The organism is Syntrophobacterales bacterium, from assembly GCA_019429105.1.
Taxonomy (GTDB): domain Bacteria; phylum Desulfobacterota; class Syntrophia; order Syntrophales; family UBA5619; genus DYTH01.
Map to the genome: position 1 here is coordinate 37,662 of JAHYJE010000004.1, position 19,838 is coordinate 57,499.

14 protein-coding genes are annotated in these 19,838 nt (G+C 54.7%); 8 read left to right on the forward strand and 6 right to left on the reverse strand.

The annotated features are described in order from the left end of the window. Positions 1-2: 2 nt before the first annotated feature. Positions 3-1,655: an AMP-binding protein gene (locus K0B01_02300; GenBank protein MBW6484970.1), complete on the forward strand. Its 1,653-nt coding sequence runs from the start codon at positions 3-5 to the stop codon at positions 1,653-1,655. Positions 1,656-1,709: 54 nt separating this feature from the next. Here the strand turns inward: K0B01_02300 and metK are convergent, their stop codons facing one another. Beyond that, the gene (metK, locus tag K0B01_02305) at positions 1,710-2,891 is read right to left on the reverse strand and encodes a methionine adenosyltransferase (GenBank protein ID MBW6484971.1); all 1,182 of its coding nucleotides are present in this window, start codon (positions 2,889-2,891) and stop codon (positions 1,710-1,712) included. Between the two features lie 305 nt (positions 2,892-3,196). Here metK and dctP point away from each other — a divergent pair, with 305 nt between their 5' ends. Then, entirely contained in the window at positions 3,197-4,321 is a 1,125-nt protein-coding gene (dctP, locus tag K0B01_02310; GenBank protein MBW6484972.1) for a TRAP transporter substrate-binding protein DctP, read from the forward strand. A 213-nt stretch (positions 4,322-4,534) separates the two neighbouring features. Here dctP and K0B01_02315 read toward each other — a convergent pair whose 3' ends face one another. Both K0B01_02315 and K0B01_02320 read right to left on the reverse strand, forming a co-directional pair. Continuing rightward, positions 4,535-6,343, reverse strand: coding sequence for a TRAP transporter large permease subunit (locus tag K0B01_02315; GenBank protein MBW6484973.1), 1,809 nt, complete (start codon positions 6,341-6,343; stop codon positions 4,535-4,537). Position 6,344: 1 nt separating this feature from the next. Beyond that, positions 6,345-6,929 carry a TRAP transporter small permease subunit gene (locus K0B01_02320; protein MBW6484974.1) on the reverse strand — a complete coding sequence of 195 codons (585 nt, stop codon included), beginning with the start codon at positions 6,927-6,929 and terminating at the stop codon, positions 6,345-6,347. Between the two features lie 320 nt (positions 6,930-7,249). On the opposite strand from K0B01_02320, the gene K0B01_02325 reads away from it, so the two are divergent. Both K0B01_02325 and K0B01_02330 read left to right on the forward strand, forming a co-directional pair. Next, positions 7,250-7,696, forward strand: coding sequence for a flavodoxin domain-containing protein (locus K0B01_02325; GenBank protein ID MBW6484975.1), 447 nt, complete (start codon positions 7,250-7,252; stop codon positions 7,694-7,696). A gap of 33 nt (positions 7,697-7,729) precedes the next feature. Then, positions 7,730-8,104, forward strand: a complete 375-nt coding sequence (locus K0B01_02330; protein ID MBW6484976.1) for a desulfoferrodoxin — start codon at positions 7,730-7,732, stop codon at positions 8,102-8,104. Positions 8,105-8,377: 273 nt separating this feature from the next. On the opposite strand, the gene K0B01_02335 is transcribed toward K0B01_02330, so the two are convergent. From K0B01_02335 to K0B01_02345, 3 genes are all read right to left on the reverse strand, one after another. Beyond that, positions 8,378-9,319, reverse strand: coding sequence for a sensor domain-containing diguanylate cyclase (locus K0B01_02335; GenBank protein ID MBW6484977.1), 942 nt, complete (start codon positions 9,317-9,319; stop codon positions 8,378-8,380). 162 nt (positions 9,320-9,481) lie between these two features. Next, complete coding sequence (locus tag K0B01_02340; GenBank protein MBW6484978.1) at positions 9,482-13,192, reverse strand: DUF748 domain-containing protein; 3,711 nt, start codon at positions 13,190-13,192, stop codon at positions 9,482-9,484. A 78-nt stretch (positions 13,193-13,270) separates the two neighbouring features. Beyond that, positions 13,271-14,041, reverse strand: coding sequence for a DUF4197 domain-containing protein (locus tag K0B01_02345; protein MBW6484979.1), 771 nt, complete (start codon positions 14,039-14,041; stop codon positions 13,271-13,273). A gap of 204 nt (positions 14,042-14,245) precedes the next feature. Between K0B01_02345 and uvrB the strand changes: the two genes are divergently transcribed. The 4 genes from uvrB (at position 14,246) to gltA (ending at position 19,758) form a co-directional block, all read left to right on the forward strand. After that, positions 14,246-16,243: an excinuclease ABC subunit UvrB gene (uvrB, locus tag K0B01_02350; protein ID MBW6484980.1), complete on the forward strand. Its 1,998-nt coding sequence runs from the start codon at positions 14,246-14,248 to the stop codon at positions 16,241-16,243. Between the two features lie 320 nt (positions 16,244-16,563). Next, the gene (locus K0B01_02355) at positions 16,564-17,190 is read left to right on the forward strand and encodes a 5-formyltetrahydrofolate cyclo-ligase (GenBank protein ID MBW6484981.1); all 627 of its coding nucleotides are present in this window, start codon (positions 16,564-16,566) and stop codon (positions 17,188-17,190) included. A gap of 305 nt (positions 17,191-17,495) precedes the next feature. Further along, positions 17,496-18,335: a sulfide/dihydroorotate dehydrogenase-like FAD/NAD-binding protein gene (locus K0B01_02360; protein ID MBW6484982.1), complete on the forward strand. Its 840-nt coding sequence runs from the start codon at positions 17,496-17,498 to the stop codon at positions 18,333-18,335. Positions 18,336-18,360: 25 nt separating this feature from the next. Then, complete coding sequence (gltA, locus tag K0B01_02365) at positions 18,361-19,758, forward strand: NADPH-dependent glutamate synthase (GenBank protein MBW6484983.1); 1,398 nt, start codon at positions 18,361-18,363, stop codon at positions 19,756-19,758. The last annotated feature ends 80 nt before the right edge of the window (positions 19,759-19,838 follow it).

Genomic DNA, 19,838 nt, shown 5'->3' on the forward strand with positions numbered 1-19,838 from the left:
CCATGGATAATTTTGCAAGCCAGTTAGCCTTCTCGCGTTTTTACGAAATCTGCCGGAAGCATCCTGGCAACACTGCCCTTATCTACCTGGGAAAACGATTTTCTTACAGTTTGTTGGAGAGAATGGTCGATCAATTTGCCAGGGGTCTTTCTGCCCTCGGGGTCAAAAAGGGCGATAAGGTGATGCTCTATATATCAAATTGTCCCCAGTGGATAATCGCCAACTACGCCATAAACAAGATCGGGGCGATCACCGTTCCCGTTTCCCCCATTTATACCGCCTTCGAAATCAAATACATGATGCTCGATGCGGGGATAGAATCCGTCATCTGCTTAGATACCAACTTCGGATATGTGAAAGATGTAATGGAAGGGGCCGGGCTGAAGCGCGTCATCGTTACGAACCTGGTCGATCTGGTTCCCTGGTGGAAGAAGATGGTAGGCCATCTGTTAGACAAGATTCCGATGGGCGCCGTGGAAAAAGGGGAAAAGATTTATTTTTTTAACGACATCATGAAGAAGGACTGGCCCCCGCCGCCGGAGGTTGCCATCGATCCGATGCAAGACCTTTCTTATATCATGTACACAGGCGGCACGACGGGATTTCCGAAGGGCGTTCTGGGGAACCACAGCGGCGAGGTTTCGTACATAAATGACATTATGGAGGATGTCGCCAGCGGTTTCATCGAGGAGGGAACAGATGTGGTGCTCATGGTAAACCCCCTCTTTCATATCATGGCCAAGGGGTTTGCCATGGCCTTTGGCCTGAATTTCGGCAATACGGTTGTGCTGATGCCGCTCCCCGAGGTCGATGCGATCCTGTCCGCCATAGAGCATTACAAGGTGCGCTGCATGCTGGGGGTGCCCGCCCTCTACCGCATGATCCTGGAAAATGACAGGATTGATCAATACGATTTAAGTTCCTTGAGGTACTGCTACTGCGGCGGGGATGTCCTGCCCCAGGAAGTCTTTCGGACCTGGCAGGAAAAATACGGCATCCCCCTCTACCAGGTGTACGGTTCAACCGAGATAGGACATGTAAGCTACAGCCCCCTGGACAAACAGCCGTCGCCCACGACCATCGGCAAGACGCTGAAGACCAGGAAATCGATCGTTGTCGATCGGACGACGCTCTCTCCTCTGCCGGTGGGCGAACTTGGTGAATTGCTTGTTACGTCGTTATACCCGATAAAGGAATATTTGAACAAGCCGGAAGAGACAAAGTACTCCTACATCGAGATAGACGGAGAAATCTACTATCGAACGGGCGATTATGTGAAAAGAACCGAGTCCGGGGAACTGGAGTTCATTGAAAGAACCGCGGACATCATCAAATATAAGGCTTACCGGGTTTCGGCCTCGGAGATCGAAGCGGCGCTTCAGGACCATCCGACCGTGATGGGGGCCTGCGTGGTCGGAGTGCCCGATCCGAAGGTGGGCGAACGGATCAAGGCGATCGTGGTTTTGAAGGAAGACGCCAAGGGAATAGGCAGCTCCGAACTTCTCAGGTGGTGCCACGAAAGGCTTGCCCCCTACAAGATTCCGCAATACATTGAGTTTCGGGATATGCTCCCCAAATCCAAGGTCGGCAAGCTGCTCCGGCGGGAAATCCGGGATGAAGAAAAGCGCAAACTCGAGAAGGAGAAAAAGCAGTAAAAAAGGGGACAGGCTGGTTTTTGAAAAATGAAAACCAGCCTGTCCCCTTTTTTGTTATTTCCCGCGCGCTTCCTTCTGCAGTTTCTTGACCATGTCGGTTTTCTCCCACGGATAGTTATCCATGAAGAGCGTCTTCGGAATCCGGCGGTAGGTTTCGCTGTTGAGAAGATCAAACCGCCCGATCATCCCGGCCGGGGTGAGGTCAAAGAGCTTGTCCACCATTTCCTCAAGCCTTCTGTCGCCTGTTTTGGCCGTCCCGAAGCTGTCGATGTAAACGGAAAAAGGCTGGGCGACGCCGATGGCGTAGGAGAGCTGCACGGAGCATTTTGTGGCCAACCCCGCGGCGACGATGTTTTTGGCGACATGCCGGGCGCCGAAGGCGGCCGAGCAATCCACCTTTTCCGGAGTTTTATTGACAACCGCGCCCCCTCCGAGCTGGGCGCCCGGATACCCGCCATAGGCCTGCACCACAAGCTTGCGGCCGGTTATTCCGGAGTCTGCCGCGCTGCATGAGTTTATCGCCTGCCATTCCCCGGTAGGATTGAACATGAATTCGGTGTTTTTATCCACATATCCTCCCATGGCAGCAAAGGCGATCTTCCGGGCCTTTTTTTCCACCAGTTCTCTTTTGCCTTTCACAAAGCGATAGTCAATGGCATTCGACATGAGCACCTTGGCCAGACGCAGGGGTTTGCACGTTTTGTCGTCATATTCTACCGAGACCTGCCCCTTGCCGTCCGGGGCAAAGATGGGATCGCCGCAGTCTTCGAAGGCCCTCATCATTTTGGTGGCAAGGACATAAGGCAGCGGGAGCAGCTCCGGCGTTTCGTCACAGGCAAATCCGTACATGATTCCCTGATCGCCCGCCCCGATCTCCCTGTATTTTCCGGAATCGGCGCGGGTGCCCATGTTGATGTCCGGGGACTGGGGGATAATGGCGTTCAGAACGCCAATGGAGCTGCCGTTCAGGCCGACGGCGATATCGTTGTATCCGATGCTGAGAACGGTTTCCCGAACGATCTTGTCAAGGTCGATCCAGGCCCTGGTGCTGACCTCCCCGCCGACGACGCAAAGCCCCTTGCCGAGGAAGACCTCGATGCCGCAGTGGGGCATATTGTTGATGTCCATCCCGAATTCTTTTTCCTGCTCAAGGATGGTGGCGATGACGTGCGCGGCGATCGTATCCGCAACGATATCCGGATGTCCAATCTTGATGCTTTCCGATGTTATCTGCATTTTGTCTCCTTTTTTAAGTTTAGTTTTCCCAAAACGAAAAAACCCGCGCCAGAGCGCGGGTTATAATTCACATGCACTTTAGCACATTTATATAGCGGAGCAATTGACGTAAATTCCCGCTTCCGGCGCGGTGAATACGTCACGAAAAATAAAAAGTCAAGGAAAATATCAGTGACGTTCAAAAAAAGAAAATTTTTGCTTGACTTTCCACACCCGGGACATACAATATGGACATTCTTTTGCTGTGGCAAGTGAGCCACGGCATAACAAAGCGACCATCAAACATAAATTGGGGAGGAGCAGAAATGGAGCAAGAAAAGAAGATTGTTCAGGGAAGACGTTCGTTTTTAAAGAAAGCCGGGGCGGGAATCGCCGCAGGGGCAGGAATCGCCGCAGGGATTGGGGTTGGGGCGCCGTTTGCCCATGCGCAGACGACAATCCGCTGGCGCCTTGCGTCGAGTTTCCCGAAGGCGCTGGATGCCCTCTTTCGACCGGCTGAGGAGTTTGCCAAGATAGTCGGCGAGATGTCCGGCGGGAAGTTTACGATAACCGCCCATCAGGCCGGGGAGCTGCTTCCCGCCTTTGGCGTTGTTGACGGCGTGCAGAACGGGACGGTGGAATGTTGCCACACCGCTCCCTACTATTTTTTCGGCAAGGATGAAACATTTGCCATGGGCACCGCGATTCCCTTTGGCCTGAACTCCCGCCAGATGACCGCCTGGATGTTTGAGGGCAACGGCCTGAAGCTGATGCGGGAATTTTACAAAAGCTACAACATCATCAACTTCCCGATGGGCAACACCGGGGCGCAGATGGGCGGATGGTACCGTAAGGAAGTAAAATCGCTAAAGGATTTGAAGGGTTTGAAGATGAGAACGGCAGGCATTGCCGGCACCGTTATGCAGCGGCTGGGCATGGTGACCGTGAGCATGCCCGGAGGCGAGATTTACACATCCCTGGAAAAGGGCACTATCGACGCTGTCGAGTTTGTCGGGCCCTATGACGACCTGAAACTCGGTTTTTACAAGGTGGCGCCCAATTATTACTATCCCGGCTGGTGGGAAGGCGGGGCGGCGACGGATTTGTACGTCAATGCGAAGGCGTTTGAGGCGCTTCCGGCGGAGTACAAGGCGATAATCGAAGCGGCCGCAGCACGTTCGCATGTGATAATGCAGGCCATATACGATGTAAAGAATCCGGAGGCCCTGAAAAAACTGGTGGCCGGCGGCGCCAAGCTGCACCGTTTCTCGAAAGATATCATGGATGCCGCGTTCAAGGAGTCGATGGCCCTCTACAGCGAGCTTTCCGCCAAGAACCCCCGCTGGAAGAAGGTTTACGATGATTACAGCCAGTTCCGATCGGACTCGAACATGTGGTTCCGGTTCGCCGAAGCCGGGTTCGACGATTTCATGCATACCCAGAAACTGTAGCGGAAAGCTACTGTTTTCTGGTGAACAATAAAAACCCCGCCATTCCGCAAACGAAGCTTGGAACGGCGGGGTTTTCAATTTTCTGTCGGTTTCCCAGTTGAATTCAAGGTTCTCAAATATTCCAGAAAAGAGGCGTTTCCTGACCTGTCGCTGAAGGGACTATATCAGGCCTGTTTTTCAAAAAAACGCCAGGAGTGTCGGAGGACGAGGATATTATTTCTTCACCTTGTCCTTTTCCAGTGCGCGCAGGACCGCCGCCATGGGATCATCCTCTTCCTTCTGCCCGCCGGCGCCGCTCTCCGGCGCCATGGATGTTCCCGGGCCTTCTGCCTGTTCCGGCGAAGGGAACTCCAGGGTTGCTGCGCCTTGCTCCTGCCCGTATTCCCCCTGCTCGGCTTCGAGCTTTATGGTGTCGAGATTGATCGCCTTATTCGTGTCGAGTCTTCCGGTTACGAGCTGGGGGAAGGAGATCACCAAGATCACCATAATCACCTGCAGGGCGATGAATAAAACGGAGCCCTTGTAAATCTGGGGCGTTGTCATGGCCTTAACCGTCTTGCCCGTTATCCGGTCGAGATAGTCCTCGCGCGGGGCGACGCTGCGGAGATAGAAAAGGGCAAAGCCGAAGGGAGGCGACAGAAAGGATGTCTGCAGGTTCATCCCGATCAGGATGCCGAACCATACCAGGTTGATGTCCAGTTTGGTGGCTACCCCGACCAGAAGCGGGATGACGATGAACGCGATCTCGAAAAAATCGATGAAACAGCCCAGGATAAAGACCAGGATGTTCACTGCGATCAGAAAACTCAGCCTGCCGCCCGGAAGTTGGGCAAAGATATTTTCAACCCAGAGATGGCCGTCCGCCGCGTTGAAGGTAAAACTGAACACCGTGGCCCCGATCAGGATAAACATGACAAAACAGGAAAGAATCGTCGTGTTTTCCAGCGCCTGTTTGAAAAGCGTAAAATCGAGCTTCCGGCGGGAAAAGGCCATGATCATGGCGCCGGAGGCGCCCATGGCCCCCCCCTCGGTCGGCGTGGCGACGCCGATGAAGATGGTGCCGAGAACCAGGAAGATCAGCACCAAAGGGGGAAGCAGCACAAAAACGACGCGTTCCGAAAGTTTGGACAGCAGATGCAGATGCAGCGCTTTATTGGCGATTGCTATTATAAAAGCCACCGCGGCGGCTACTGTCACGGAAAGGGTGATTATTTCGTCGGAAGGCGCCTTGTCTGTGCGGTCGATAAGCGGATTGATTAGGGCATCGTGAAAGTGGCTCCAGACAAACGCCGCGGAAATCGCGATGCCGAAGACAACCAGCAGGGATATGTAACCGCTGGCGCCGTTTTCTTCCCGGTAGATGCGCGCCTCCTTGGGCAGGGCCGGCACCCACTTCGGGCGGACGATGGCAAGCACAATGATGAAAAGCATGAACAGGCCCACCAGCAGCAACCCTGGGACCATTGCGCCGGCGTACATATCGCCGACGGAACATCCCAGTTGGTCAGCCATGACGATCAAGACCAGGGAGGGAGGAATGATCTGCGCCAGCGTGCCGGAAGCGGTGATCACTCCGGCGGTAACGCTGTTGTTGTAGCCATAGCGAAGCATAATCGGCAGCGAGATCAGGCCCATCGAGATGACGGCTGCCGCCATGACGCCGGTGGTCGCAGCCAGCAGGGCGCCGACGAAGATCGTCGCCAAAGCGAGGCCGCCCCGCAGCGGGCCGAACAACTGGCCGATCGTTTCCAGCAGATCCTCGGCCATGCCGCTCCTCTCGAGGATCAGCCCCATAAAGGTGAAAAAGGGAATCGCCAGCATGGTTTCATTCTGGACGATTCCGAAGATTCGGAGCGGCAGCGCCTGGAACAGGGAATTATGAAATAGCCCGGCCTGTATCCCGATGAACCCGAAGGCAAGGCCGGTGGCCGCGAGGCTGAAGGCGACGGGAAAACCGGTCAGCAGAAAGCAAAAAAGGCCGACGAACAGCAGCGGAACAAAATTATTGGCGATGAATTCCATCTCAGCATACCTCCGATCGACTGGGATCAGAGTGTGTTTCAGCGCAATCCTCGTTTTCGATCTTATGGGAGAGCGGATCAGGAATCATCCCTTTCAAAAAAGCGATCCGTTTTACCAGCTCTGAAAAGCTCTGTAACAGCAGCAGGGTCAGGCCGACCGGCAACAGCAGATAAACCGGCCAGCGAATAAGCCCTCCGGCGTTGGAAGACATTTCTCCACTTTCCCAGGCGTTGACAAACAGGGGCCAGGAAATACTGATTAACAGAAAGCAAAGGGGCGCAAGAAAAATGATGATGCCGAGGATGTCAATAACTGAGCGGGCCCGCGGTGAGAGATGCGACGAAATAAAGTCGATCCGCACGTGAGCATTTTTGAGGAAGGCGTAGCCGGCGCCCAGCAGGAACACCGCTCCGTAAAGATACCATTGCATTTCCGTGAAGGCGTTGGAGCCTATGCGGAACAACTTGCGCGCCAGGGCGTTGCCGGTGCTTAAAAGCACCGAAGCCAGAATAAACCAGATAATAACCTGACCGATTCGCCTGCTCAAGCCATCGATGAGCCCGGATATTTTGAGAAGCACCGTCATATTTTCACCTCGTGGGCCGCTTTATAAGAAATGCTAATCCCTTGCTGCACATCCGAGTATGCCGTTATTATTCACGTATATTGAGCATTTAGACTGCCTTCTGGCTAACTTAAGCTATCTCTCGGCAGAACCGTTTCCCGCCAGACGGTATAATATGGATAAGATTTTATTTATTGGAATATTATCCGCTGGAGGTACTGCGGCTCTATAGAAAAAAATTTTCTGCCTGTCAATAGCTAATGGTGATTTTTCATAGATGTTGACGGCGCGGTGGTAACATAGTATGTTAAAAAAAATTTAAATCATACGGAGGTGAAAAAATGAAAAAGGTTTTGATTGTGTATTACAGCAGAACAGGCAAGACCGAACAGATGGCCGAGCATATTGCCGAGGGGGTTAGAATTTCCGGAAGCGAAGCCGAGCTCAAAAAGGTTTCCGAAATCAAAAATGAAAAAGATTTAGCCGGATATGATGCCTATATCCTCGGTTGCCCGACTTACCATCGGACGATGCCCAATAATTTCGAAACATTTTTGTTTCTTGCCCAGAAGGCGGGGCTGCAGGGGAAAGTTGGCGGCGCCTTCGGTTCCTACACCCACAGCGGCGATGCCCCGAAGATGATTTTCGACACGATGGAGTTTGTTTACAAGATGAAGGTTACGAATCTTGGTTCCTTCAATATGCTGGAACATATCGTGGGGACGCAGGAGGGACTCAAATCCTGCCATGACTATGGCAAGGCAATCGGGGAGCAGCTCGCGGGCTGATCCTTCCAAACCTTTATAGAAAGGAGAAATGCAATGGCAAAACAGCTTGAGGTTTACAAGTGTAAGATTTGTGGAAACATTGTTGAGGTGCTGCACGGCGCCGCCGGCGTCTTGATCTGCTGCGGTCAGCCGATGGAGCTGCAGACGGAAAACACCGCCGATTCCACGAAGGAAAAACATGTTCCGCTGATTGAGAAGATCGACGGGGGGTACAAGGTAACCGTGGGTTCGACGCTCCATCCGATGGAGGAGAAGCACTATATCCAGTGGATCGAGCTGATTGCCGACGGTAAGGCCTATCGGCAGTTTTTAAAGCCCGGAGACGCGCCCACCGCGGTTTTCAATCTTTCCGCGGCAGCCGTGACGGCGCGGGAGTACTGCAATATTCATGGGCTGTGGAAGTCCTGAAGCGGACAGCGGCAGCAATTCGGCTGTTAGTCAACCCGCGAACCGTTAATTGGGTGGTCGTTTCATAGTAACTGTCTCAAATCCGGGGAGAGGGTGGTGCAATAAAAAACGCCCTTCCCCCGTTTTTCATGAAATAATAAGTGGCGTTCATGCCTTGCGCCTATCCGGGTAAAGAGATTAAGATCATCCCCTTTTCGTCAGGGGATGTCGCCCGGAAGGTTAGCTTGGGACGCTAATAAGCGGGTGCTTTTTTGTCAAGGAAATTCTGGACTCTTATCCGGAAGTCATTATTTTTTTCGGATGAGCCAAAACACTGTTCCCTCCTGATTTTTTTGCTGCGTAGAGCAGTATATCAACTTTATGAATTAATTCAAGCGGGTCTGTTTCGTCTGTGCGCTGAATCGCCCCCATGCTCAAGGTAACGCGAAATTTTCCTGCATTTTCCTCCTTGAAATCAAAGGGCCAGCGTTCGTTGAAGGAACTGCGTATCTTCTGAGCCACTGTCAAGGCCTGTTCACAGTTCGTTTCCGGCAGCAGGACAAAAAACTCGTCTCCACCATACCGGAAGGAAAGATCAGCCTGTCTCGTAGTTGCATGGAGGATATCCCCAACCAGGCGCAGGACGTTGTCCCCTTCAAGATGACCAAAATTGTCGTTGCATTGTTTGAAGTTGTCGAGGTCAAAGCCGATAACGCTCAAATCACGCTTGTGGCGTATGGCCCTTGACAACTCAAAGGACAAGGATGCGTAAAAATGGCGCTGATTGTAAAGGCCGGTCAGCCCGTCGGTAATGGAAAGGGTTCTCAACTTTTCTTCGAGTTTTCTCTTGCTGGTCAGATCGTGAAAAAAACCGACGCTGCCCACTTCCTTGCCGTTCTCAACAAGCAGGGCAGCGGAAAGCCTGATCGGTATGTGTTTTCCTGCGCTGTTGAGTATTTCGGTTTCATATCCAATCAGGCGGTTTTTTCCCCCGAACTTTTTCGAGTAAATGGCCGTTTTTACCGCCTTGGCAATTTTGATATCCCCGTATAATCCGGTTATATGCAGTTTGCCGAGGACGTCTTCAACGGCATGGCTGGTCATGGACGCGGCTGCCGGGTTGAAGATGATGACGATTCCTTTGTTGTTGACGCCGATAATGGCATCGGGGCAGGCATCGACCAGTTGGAGAAGAAGGATTTCCGAGGATTCATAAAGCGAGTGAGCGATTTTCATTATTTTTTTCTCCTTGGCCAATGCTTTTGTTATTGTTGGATTTATGCTCTCATGCAGCATCCTGCAACGGCAAAAACACCGCCGCCCGCTTGCCGCGTAAAGCCCAAAAAAAGTCAATGATTTATTCAGATTGTGTGGCTATAGTAAAAAAGCTTTCGTGTGTCAAGGCGTTATCGCATGGAGTTCCACCCGGCCTTGGGGCGTGTCGTTTTTTTCGGGAGGCTTGAAGATGTCGTCTTTCTTCTGAAAGATGCGTTCAGCCGGAATCTTGCCCTGCTGGATCAAAAAGCGCATCACGGCCTCTGCCCGTTCACGCGCCAAATTTTCCAATTCATCTTTTTCGACTTTGGTATTGGCGAGGATCAGCTTGACCATTTCCGCATCCGGCAACTTGATCTCCTGGCCAAGGGCATTGCGCGGTTTGGGGAACTTTTCCTTTGCATAAACCGCCCTCAGGTAGAGCGAGTACTCCTCCGGGGAAAGCGGCGGCGCCTCTGCGCCTTCTGTCGCCGTGTTCTGCCTGTCCCGGGCCAGTGCCAGGATATTTTCCCGCTTTATCTTGCGTTTGAGCAGCTCGTTCCGATAGCCTTCGACGTCCTTCTCCTGATCCACGTATGCCGAAAGCGACATTTTGAGCCCCGGGCGTTCGCCAAGTCCTTTGGCCAGCGATGCGAGCTTCTGCTCCCCTGCCGGTTGCAGGAAGGGGGATCCGGGCGAGAATACGACCACGCTGAGATCGCTGCCCCCGCCGAAGAGGGAGGAGAGCAGCGAGAAGGGGGCGGTAACGGCCTTCACAAGCAGATTTTTGATGACCTGGAAGACGATGCCCCAGATATTGAATTGGGGATCATCGATCTGTCCCATGACCGGGACATCCAGGTGGATCTCTCCGTGCCGGTCCTTCAGAAGGGCTATCCCGAGCTTGACGGGCAGTCTCGTGGCCTTGTCGCTTTTTACCGGGTCGCCAAAGGTGAACTGATCGACCATAATTTTGTTTTCGGAGAGAAGTTTTTTGTTCTCGATATGGTACTTAAGGTCGAGAAAGAGCTTTCCCTGTTTGAGGATATATCCCAGATAGGTTTCGGCGTAGAGACTCATCGGCGAAAGGTCGATGTCCGTGAACGAGAGCTTGAGGTCAACGAAGAGATCCTCCCGCAGGGGGTTTATTTTGCCGGTGATCTTCATCGGGGAGCGGTTTTCCAGATTGCCGCGCAGGTCAACGTCGGCCAAAAGCGAGGCCTCGGACGAAAGGCCGCTGATCCGCCCGCCCAGGTTGTAAAAGGTCGTTTCGAAATCGTTGGAGAGGTGCTTGTCGGTAAACGCAATGGTGCCGTCCAGGATCGTGACATTGCCGATGCGGACGGCCGGCGGCGCCTTGGGGCCGGCTTCGGCGGGGGAAGCGGGCGCAGTCGAAGGAGAGGCCTTCCGAGTTTCAGTTGCCGTTGCGGGGTTTGGACCTGGTTTATCCGCTCCCTCCGCTTTTTCCTCTTTCCGGGTCAGGTTCTGCAAATTGAGGGTTCCGTCTTTGCGGATGATGATGCGCGAATAGACCTCATTGAGGGAAACCTCGCCGATTTCCAGACGAAGGGGCTTGATGTCCCCGGAGATCCCGTCGAGTTGCAACCGCTTCCACTTCAGCAAATCTTCCTCTTCGACGGCATCGACCATGTGAAAGGAGCCGAGACTGGCTTTTCCCTTGAAGCTCCCCGTCGCCGCCCCGTCTTTTAGTGCGATGTCCAGATTCAGGGCCGCATCCAGCAGGCCGCCTATGATCAGGAAGTTCAGGTTCCCGGGGTAATAGGCCTCGAAATCGCGAAGCGGCAGGCGGCCGATCCGCAGATCTCCGCGGTAGCTAAAGGGAGACGGGGTGAGCGCGCCTCCTGCCTGGATGGGTGTTTCCTTCCCGAAGAGCGAAGCAAAACGGAATTGGGCTGGCTTCGGCGTGGGGCCGCTCAGGTCTGATAGAGAAAGCGTTGTTTTGGCGAGCGTGAAACGAGGTTTTTTCAGCTTGGTCTTGTCGGTAACGGCGATATTGAAGTGGTCGAGTTCGATGCGTTTTATTTGATATTCGAGGGGTTTTGCTGCTGTCTGTTTTGGCGGAGCTGCCGGTCTTGCAGTCGCCGTGACAGTCGTTCCTGCCGGCTGGTTCTGCGCCTGCGAAGACAGCAGCGATTGGGGGGAGAGCTGCCCGTCGGCCTCGAGGGAGAGGGAGACATTTCCCCGGGAGAGCCTAAGCTGGTCGATCGCCAGACGGTTGGTCTTCTGGCTGAAACTTGCGCCAGTCACAGCCAGATGCGCCATGTCTATCCCTTCGCCCTTTCCGTATCTTGCGGAGAAATCCTTGACGGTGAGACTGCCCTTTTCGGCTGTCAGCCCGTTTTTGCCGCTAAAGGCGACCTCGCCGGACAGGTCAACCACCCCTTTAAGCGGCGCCGTCAGATAACTGGCCAGATAGGGCCACCCTTTTTGCAGTGGGAGTCCGGTCAACTGGACGGAGGCCTTCGCTGCCGGCTCGACGATGGTGAAACTTCCCTGGGAGGCTAGACGAATTTCCCGGTCCACCCGCAGCGAGAGGTCGTACTGGCCGATTTGTTCAGGGCGATTGCCAATGTTTTTCAGGGCCAGTGCGAGCTCTTCCACGGAGGCCTTGAATCCGCCCCGGGGAAGCTCGTCACGGAAATGGATACGGCCATTTTGGAGCGCCAGTGAAGCGATGAAAAAGGAGGGCGATTGAGCCTTGCCGTCGCTGCCCGTGACCGTCCGCGTTGGAACAACTAAAGGCGCCTTGGCGGAAACGGGCGGCGGCGGGACCCGGTCTTTTAGCGATTGTTTCCCTGCCGACACGGTTGCCGATTTTTCCGGCTCGGGGTTGAGCAGACGGGCGAACATCCATTCACCCCGCCGGTCGCGGCTTACGAACAGCTCCATTCCGGCAAGCGTGATCGCCTCGACGTCAAACCGACCGGCAAAGGGCTCAAGACGGGACGATTTGACCTCCAGCGAGGGGAGTTTGAGCAGCGGCGGCCCATTTTTCAGGTTAAGATCAAGGGCGTCAAGGCGGGCGAGGCCTTTGACGCTGAGTTCCGGTTTGCGGTCGGCGGCTTGCCGGTAAAGGATATCCGCAGCGATGGTAAGTTTGCCCGAGGCCAGTTCGATCGGCGGCGCCTGGGGGACATAGGCCAGAAGCTCCGGCAGGCTGAACTGCTGAAGGTCGATGTGGACGGAACTTTCCAGGTTCTTGCTGAAGGGTTTGACCTTGGCGGTGACGACAAGGGGTGCGCCGTTGACGAGAGCGGAGATGCGCGGGACAGCCTCCCTGTCCGCCTCAGCCGGAATGCTGCTGAGCCAGGGGAGGGCAATCTCCAGGTTGTTGATGCTGTGCTTCCTACCGCCCGCGACGATGCGGTCATCCAGAACCAGTGATCCGCCCGTCAGTTGGAAGCGATTCAGAACGAAGGGAAAAACTCCGGCTGATTTCGGTTTTTCCTCTTTTTTCTGGCGCTCAATGATTTCCGAAAAATTGAAGCTGTTAGCGCCTGTACGAATGATCCGGAGCGATGGGGATTCAATAAATACCTCGGAAAGCACCAGGGCGCGCCGGTAAATGGAGGTCGGGCTGATCGAGATGCGAAGGGCGCCGATGGAGAGGAAGGGGCCGCCGCCCTTTTCTTCAACGGCAAAACCTCGTACAGCGGCAGCGAGGGTCAAGGGGTTCAGGGAGACCTTTTCTATCCGCACGTTGCGTCCGGTCGCCTCCCGCAGGAGCTCGACGGCCTTGTTCTTGATTAAAACCGGCAGGGCGGCGGCCATGAAGATTAGCAAAGCGGCCAAGGCCCCGATGGCGACCAGCGTTATTTTCTTCCACTTGGTCATGCGCATCTCCACTTTCTCCGCAAACGGCCAGCTTTTCAGGCCGCCCCTTTCTCCGGGGGTGAAGGGGGCGTTACGTTTCTACCTGGCAAAAACCTTCTTCAAGAGATCGGTGGTTCGGGCAACGGGATTGGTTCGTATTTTGGTTTCTTCCTCGGCGATCATCTGAAACAGGCCATTCAGCGCCTTGTTGGTCACATAGTGGTCGAGATCGACGGAGTCCGGTTTCACGAGGGAGAGTGCCGGGAGCCGGCCGAGCATTGCCTGATAGGCGCGGGTTGCCCCCACCTGATTCATGCTTGCCGCGATGGCCGGTTTGAAAGCTTCGTAAAGCTGGGCGGTCGTTTTGGATTGAAAGTAATCGGTGGCCGCCCTGTTATTGCCGGCCAGAATCTTTCGGGCATCCTCGATGCTCATTTCCCGAATCGCCGCGGCGAAAGGGGATGCCGCGTTGGGGGCAGCCTGCTCGGCGGCGCGGTTCATGCTTTGAATGAACTCGTCCACCTGCCTCTGATAGCCGAGCTTACTCAGGAGTTCCGCTGTCCGCTGTATCTTGTCGGGCAGGAGAATCTTGATGGCATCGTTTCCCATATATCCGTTGAGTTGAGAAACAAGGCCGACGGCATTTTTCGTACCCAGGGAGAGGGCTTCCTTGAGTCCGGAGGCAATCGTTGAATCGTCGAGTCCTCGGGCCGCTGCGGAACCCTGCGGCAGATCGATGATTCCCTGCAGTTTGGGCAATCCCTTGTTGAGCGCATCACCGAGAAAATCCGCATGCAGGGGAAGGGGAAATACTTGAGAAAAAAATAACAAGAGCAGGAGGATAACGGTGACAAATAGCCGGTCTTTCATAGCGACTCCTTTGAGTTGTTGGAACCAAGGCAGAAAAAAGCCTCTGTCAAAATTACTTGAAGGCATCATATTCATAATGACTCAAAAAATCAAGCGGTATGTGGCGAGGGAAGGCCAATTTATTCGGCAGACAAGTGCCAGTTCGAGCCCTTTTCATTGCGGTCCCGCATAAATTATGACAGGATGCGCTGCCGTGGAGGAGGTATGGAGAGCTTTAAGCTTGTCAGCGAATTCAAGCCGCAGGGGGATCAGCCGCAGGCAATTGCGGGACTGGTTGCCGGTTTGGAGAGGGGCGCCCCGCACCAGGTTCTGCTCGGAGTCACCGGTTCCGGGAAGACGTTCACGATGGCCAATGTGATCGCCGCTGTTAATCGCCCCGCCCTGGTTATCGCCCATAACAAGACCCTGGCCGCCCAGCTCTACGGCGAGTTCAAGTCGCTCTTCCCGGAAAACGCCGTCGGCTATTTCGTCAGTTATTACGATTACTACCAGCCGGAGGCCTACATCCCCAGCACGGACACCTACATCGAGAAGGACTCGGCGATCAACGACGAGATCGACAAGCTTCGGCATGCGGCGACGCACATTCTGCTGGAGCGGCGGGATGTCATTATTGTCGCCAGCGTCTCGTGCATCTACGGCATCGGGTCCCCCGAGGCGTACCAGGGGATGCTTTTAATGATCGCAGAGGGGATGGAGATCGTGCGGGACGAGCTGTTGGCCAGGCTTGTCGAGATCCAGTATGAACGCAACGATATCGACTTCCACCGGGGAACCTTCCGGGTCCGGGGAGACAGCGTCGAGATTTTTCCGCCATACGAGGAGGACAAGGCGATCCGCGTCGAGTTTTTCGGCGACACGGTTGAGACGCTGGCGCTCGTCGATCCGTTGCGGGGCAAAAAACTGGAAAGATTGCGCAGGATTGCCGTTTATCCCGGCAGCCATTATGTGACAACGAAGGATAACCTGAAGCGGGCGATAGTGGCGATTCGTGAGGAGCTGGGGGTGCGTCTTCCGGAATTGAAGACGCAGGAAAAATTTCTCGAGGCGCAGCGCATCGAGCAGCGCACCTCCTTCGATATTGAAATGATGGAGGAGATGGGCTACTGCTCCGGCATCGAAAACTACTCCCGCCATCTGACGGGACGCAAACCCGGCCAGCCCCCGCCGACCCTGATGGAGTACCTGCCGCAAGACGCGCTCATTTTTATCGACGAAAGCCACGCGACGCTGCCGCAACTTGTCGGGATGTACCGGGGCGACCGGGCGAGGAAGGAAACGCTGGTCAATTACGGGTTTCGCCTGCCCTCTGCTCTTGACAACCGGCCGCTGCGCTTCGAGGAATTCGAGACCTTCGCCAACCAGCGGATTTACGTTTCGGCAACGCCGGCCGTATATGAACTCGATAAGTCAGAGGGGCGAGTTGTCGAGCAGATTATCCGGCCGACCGGTCTCATGGACCCGGAGATCATCATCCGGCCGGTCACAGGACAGGTGGACGATCTGCTTGCCGAGATCCGTACTCGCGCTGAACGGGGGGAAAGGGTGCTGGTCACGACGCTGACCAAGCGGATGGCGGAGAATCTGACGTCATATTACGAGGGGCTCGGCGTGCGGGTGAAGTACCTCCACTCCGACATCCACACGCTGGAGCGGGTGGAGATCATCCGGGATCTGCGGACCGGCGAATTCGACTGCCTGGTCGGGGTGAACCTGCTCAGAGAGGGGTTAGACATCCCGGAGGTTTCGCTGGTGGCGATTCTCGATGCGGACAAGGAGGGGTTCCTCCGGTCGGAGCGTTCGCTGATGCAGACAAGTGGACGGGCGGCCCGGAACGTCGCCGGCGTGGTGATCATGTATGCCGAGGTGATAACCAATTCGATCCGCAAATGTCTTGACGAAACGAAGCGACGGCGGATTATCCAGGAAAGATTCAACCGGGAACACGGGATTACCCCGGAAAGCATCAAGACGGACATCCGTCGCATTCTTGGTTCCGTTTACGAGTCGGATTATGTTACGGTGGAGACCGTTTCGGAAGAGGCGGCGGCCTATGGGTCGGAAAAGGAGATTTCCGTTGTGATTCGCAAGCTGAAGGAGGAGATGAAAGCTGCGGCAAAAGAGCTGGAATTCGAGAAGGCGGCGGCTCTGCGCGACCAGATTCGCGACTTGACGAAGCTGATGCTGGAAATCGTAGATTAATGAGGCAATTGCAAAACTCCCCATTCTTGTCATTCCCGCAACGATTCTGAGCGGGAAAACGAAGTTTAATGTTCATAATCTGGTTCTAACTGCTTGAAAAAAACCATATTCCCGATAGAGACATTATGGACATTAAGCTGCGCTTTCGGGAATGACAAATGGTTTTGCAATTGGCTCTAATGTTCACAAATCGCAGATTAATGGTCATAAATCGCAGATTAATGTTCACAGGCAGGCGGCGAGGTATGGCCGGAATAATTGTTGACGCCCCGCTTTTCGCGGTTGAAGGGCGGTGAGCTTTAAGGGACAGGATTGGGAAAATGGACGAAATTGCCGATAAAAAAGAGCTGCGCAAAAGGATTCTTAAAATCAGAAACGCACTGCCGCCCGAGGAAAGGGCGGTTAAGAGTGCGATTATAACAAGCAGGCTGACGGAGATGCAAGATTTTCGCCAGGCTGCCACCATCATGGTTTTTCTGAACTTTGGCAGCGAGGTTCAGACCGATGATCTGATCTCCTGGGGGTGGGAAAAGGGGAAAAGGATTGTTGCACCGCTCTGCTGCCCGGAAACCAGAGAGATGGCGCCTTGTGTCATAAATGATTTCAGCGACCTCGAAACAGGTCATTACGGAATCCGGGAGCCAAAAGCGGCCTGCTCGCTTGTCGTGCCGCCCGAGGAGATCGACGTGGTTCTCATTCCCGCGGTGGCCTTCGATCGACAGGGCCGGAGGGTCGGTTATGGCGGCGGCTACTATGACCGTTTTTTGCCCAAGGTTCCCCGCGCCGCAAGGATCGGCATGGTTTTTTCCTGCCAGATCGTTCCTGCGGTCAATGCCGATGCTTATGACATCCCCGCGCAGAAAATAGTGACGGAAAAAGGCGTTATCGTTTCCGTACTGGATGTTTCGCAACAACCGGAGGCAGAAGGGCGGGGAGCTCTCGATTGACTGTTCAGACGTAAATATTCCTTGACAAGCATAAACTGCCGCCATAAACTCCCGCCGCGAAGGAGGTGAGGACATTGTGGGTGGAAGCAGGGTAGAGAAGGCTGAAAAAGTAACTTCAGGGAGCTATGGGCCTGCCTGCACGAAATAGCTCACGGTCGGGAAATGCGTCGGAAATTTCAGGGAAATGGGACTTGGTTTTGAGCAAGAATGCACCTGCGGTGAAGCGAAGCGTTTTGTGCAGTGCGCTGTCAGAAGGTTGATGTGGCCGCCGCGGGAATCCAGAAAAACTGAGGAGGGAAGAACGCTTGTATAAGATTTTACACATTGAGCAACTGGTGCCCAGCATCCATCTTTTTAAGGTTGAGGCGCCGGAAGTAGCGAAAAAGGCGCAAGCCGGACAATTTGTAGTCGTCCGGCTTGATGAAACGGGCGAGCGGATTCCACTCACTTTTGCTGACTGGGACGCTAAAGAGGGTACGGTTACCATCATCTTTATGGAAGTTGGCACCACTACCCATCGCCTGGCAAGAATGAAGGCCGGCGATTATATTGCCGATTTTGTTGGTCCTCTGGGCGTGCCCACTCATGTCGAGAAATTCGGTACAGTGCTCTGCGTGGCGGGCGGGGTAGGCGTGGCGCCGGTTGTGCCGATTGCCCGCGCCTTGAAGCAGTCCGGCAATAAAGTAATCACGATCATGGGCGCCCGGAGCAAGAACCTGCTTTTTTGGGAAGACAGGCTAAGGGATGCCAGCGACAAAATGATAGTGACTACCGATGACGGGTCCTATGGCCGCAAGGCTCTGGTGACGGAACCGCTGAAGGAACTTCTGGAAGGCGCCGAGAAGATTGACCGGATAATCGCCATTGGCCCCAGCATCATGATGAAGTTTTGCGCGGCGACGAGCAAACCTTTCGGCGTTAAAACTATTGTCAGCCTGAATCCGATAATGGTTGACGGCACCGGCATGTGCGGCTGTTGTCGGGTGGCAGTGGGCGGCGTTACCAAATTTGCCTGTGTGGAAGGTCCCGATTTTGACGGGCACCAGGTGGATTGGAATTTGCTGGCGGCGCGCCAGCGCACTTACACGGCAGAGGAGAAACAGTCTCTGGAGCAGTGGCGCTGTCAGTGCGGCGAACAGAAATAAGCTGAGAGGAGATAGAGGGAGCATTATGGCCAAACTGAATTTGAATCGGATGGAAATGCCCCGGCAGGATGCAATCGAGCGGGGTAAAAATTTCAACGAAGTTGCCCTAGGATATACCAAAGAGATGGCAAAAGAGGAAGCTGGCCGCTGCATTCAGTGCGCCAAGCGCCCCTGTATGGAGGGATGTCCCGTTATGGTCGATATCCCCGAGTTTATCAAGGCTGTTACCGAGGACAACATGCCGGAGGCGGTCCGGGCGCTTAAAGGCAAAAATGCCCTGCCCGGAATCTGCGGTCGGGTATGTCCCCAGGAGGTGCAGTGTGAAGCAGTATGCACCCTGGGGAAAAAGGGAGCGCCTGTCGCCATCGGGCGGCTGGAACGATATGTGGCCGACTGGGAGAGGGAGAATATCGCGCCGGCTGAGCGCAAGGTAGAACTGGCGACGGCTACCGGCAAGAAAGTGGCCGTGGTCGGATCCGGCCCGGCCAGTCTCACGGCGGCGGCAGATTTAACCAAAATTGGGCATGAGGTCGTAATCTTGGAAGCCCTGCATGTCGCGGGCGGCGTGCTGATGTATGGCATTCCCGAGTTCAGGCTGCCCAAGGCAATAGTTCAGGGTGAGGTTGACTATGTGAAATCACTGGGGGTTGAGATCAAGCTAAACTCCATTGTCGGCAAACTCAACACGGTTGATGAGCTCTTGCAAAATGGCTATTCCGCTGTTTTTCTGGGCACCGGCGCAGGACTGCCGATATTTCTGAATTGTCCCGGCGAGAACCTGAACGGCATCTATTCGGCTAACGAATTTCTGACCAGGGTTAACCTCATGAAGGCGTACCGGTTCCCCGAGTATGATACCCCGGTGAGAATCGGGAAACGGGTTGCCGTTATTGGCGGCGGCAACGTGGCAATGGACAGCGCCCGTTGCGCCCTGAGGCTCGGCGCCGAGAAGGTCTATGTTATCTACCGGCGTTCCGAGGTGGAGCTGCCGGCGCGGCATGAAGAGGTGGAAAATGCCCAGGAAGAGGGCATTGATTTCCGTTTTCTCACCAACCCCAAGCAGTTTATCGGCGATGAAAGCAACAACCTGGCGGCGATGGAGTGCTATCAGATGGAGCTCGGCGAGCCGGACGCAAGCGGCAGACGGCGTCCGATGGTTAAGGAAGGAAGCGAGTTCAAGATTGACGTTGACGTGGCGATAGTGGCCCTGGGCACCACCCCCAACCCGCTGATCGCACAGACCACGGCTGGACTGGAGACGACCAAGCACGGCACTGTCGTGGCGGATGAGTCCACAGGCAAGACGGTGAAGGCGGGAGTCTGGGCGGGCGGCGACGTGGTTACCGGCGCCGCCACGGTCATCAGTGCCATGGGCGCCGGCAAACGGGCGGCGGCGGACATAGACAAGTTTTTGCGCGGTTGATCTCGCGCTGATTGCTGGAATTACTATGGGAATTAAAGAGCCTCGCTCCGAAAGGGAGTGGGGCTCTTTAAATAAGGATG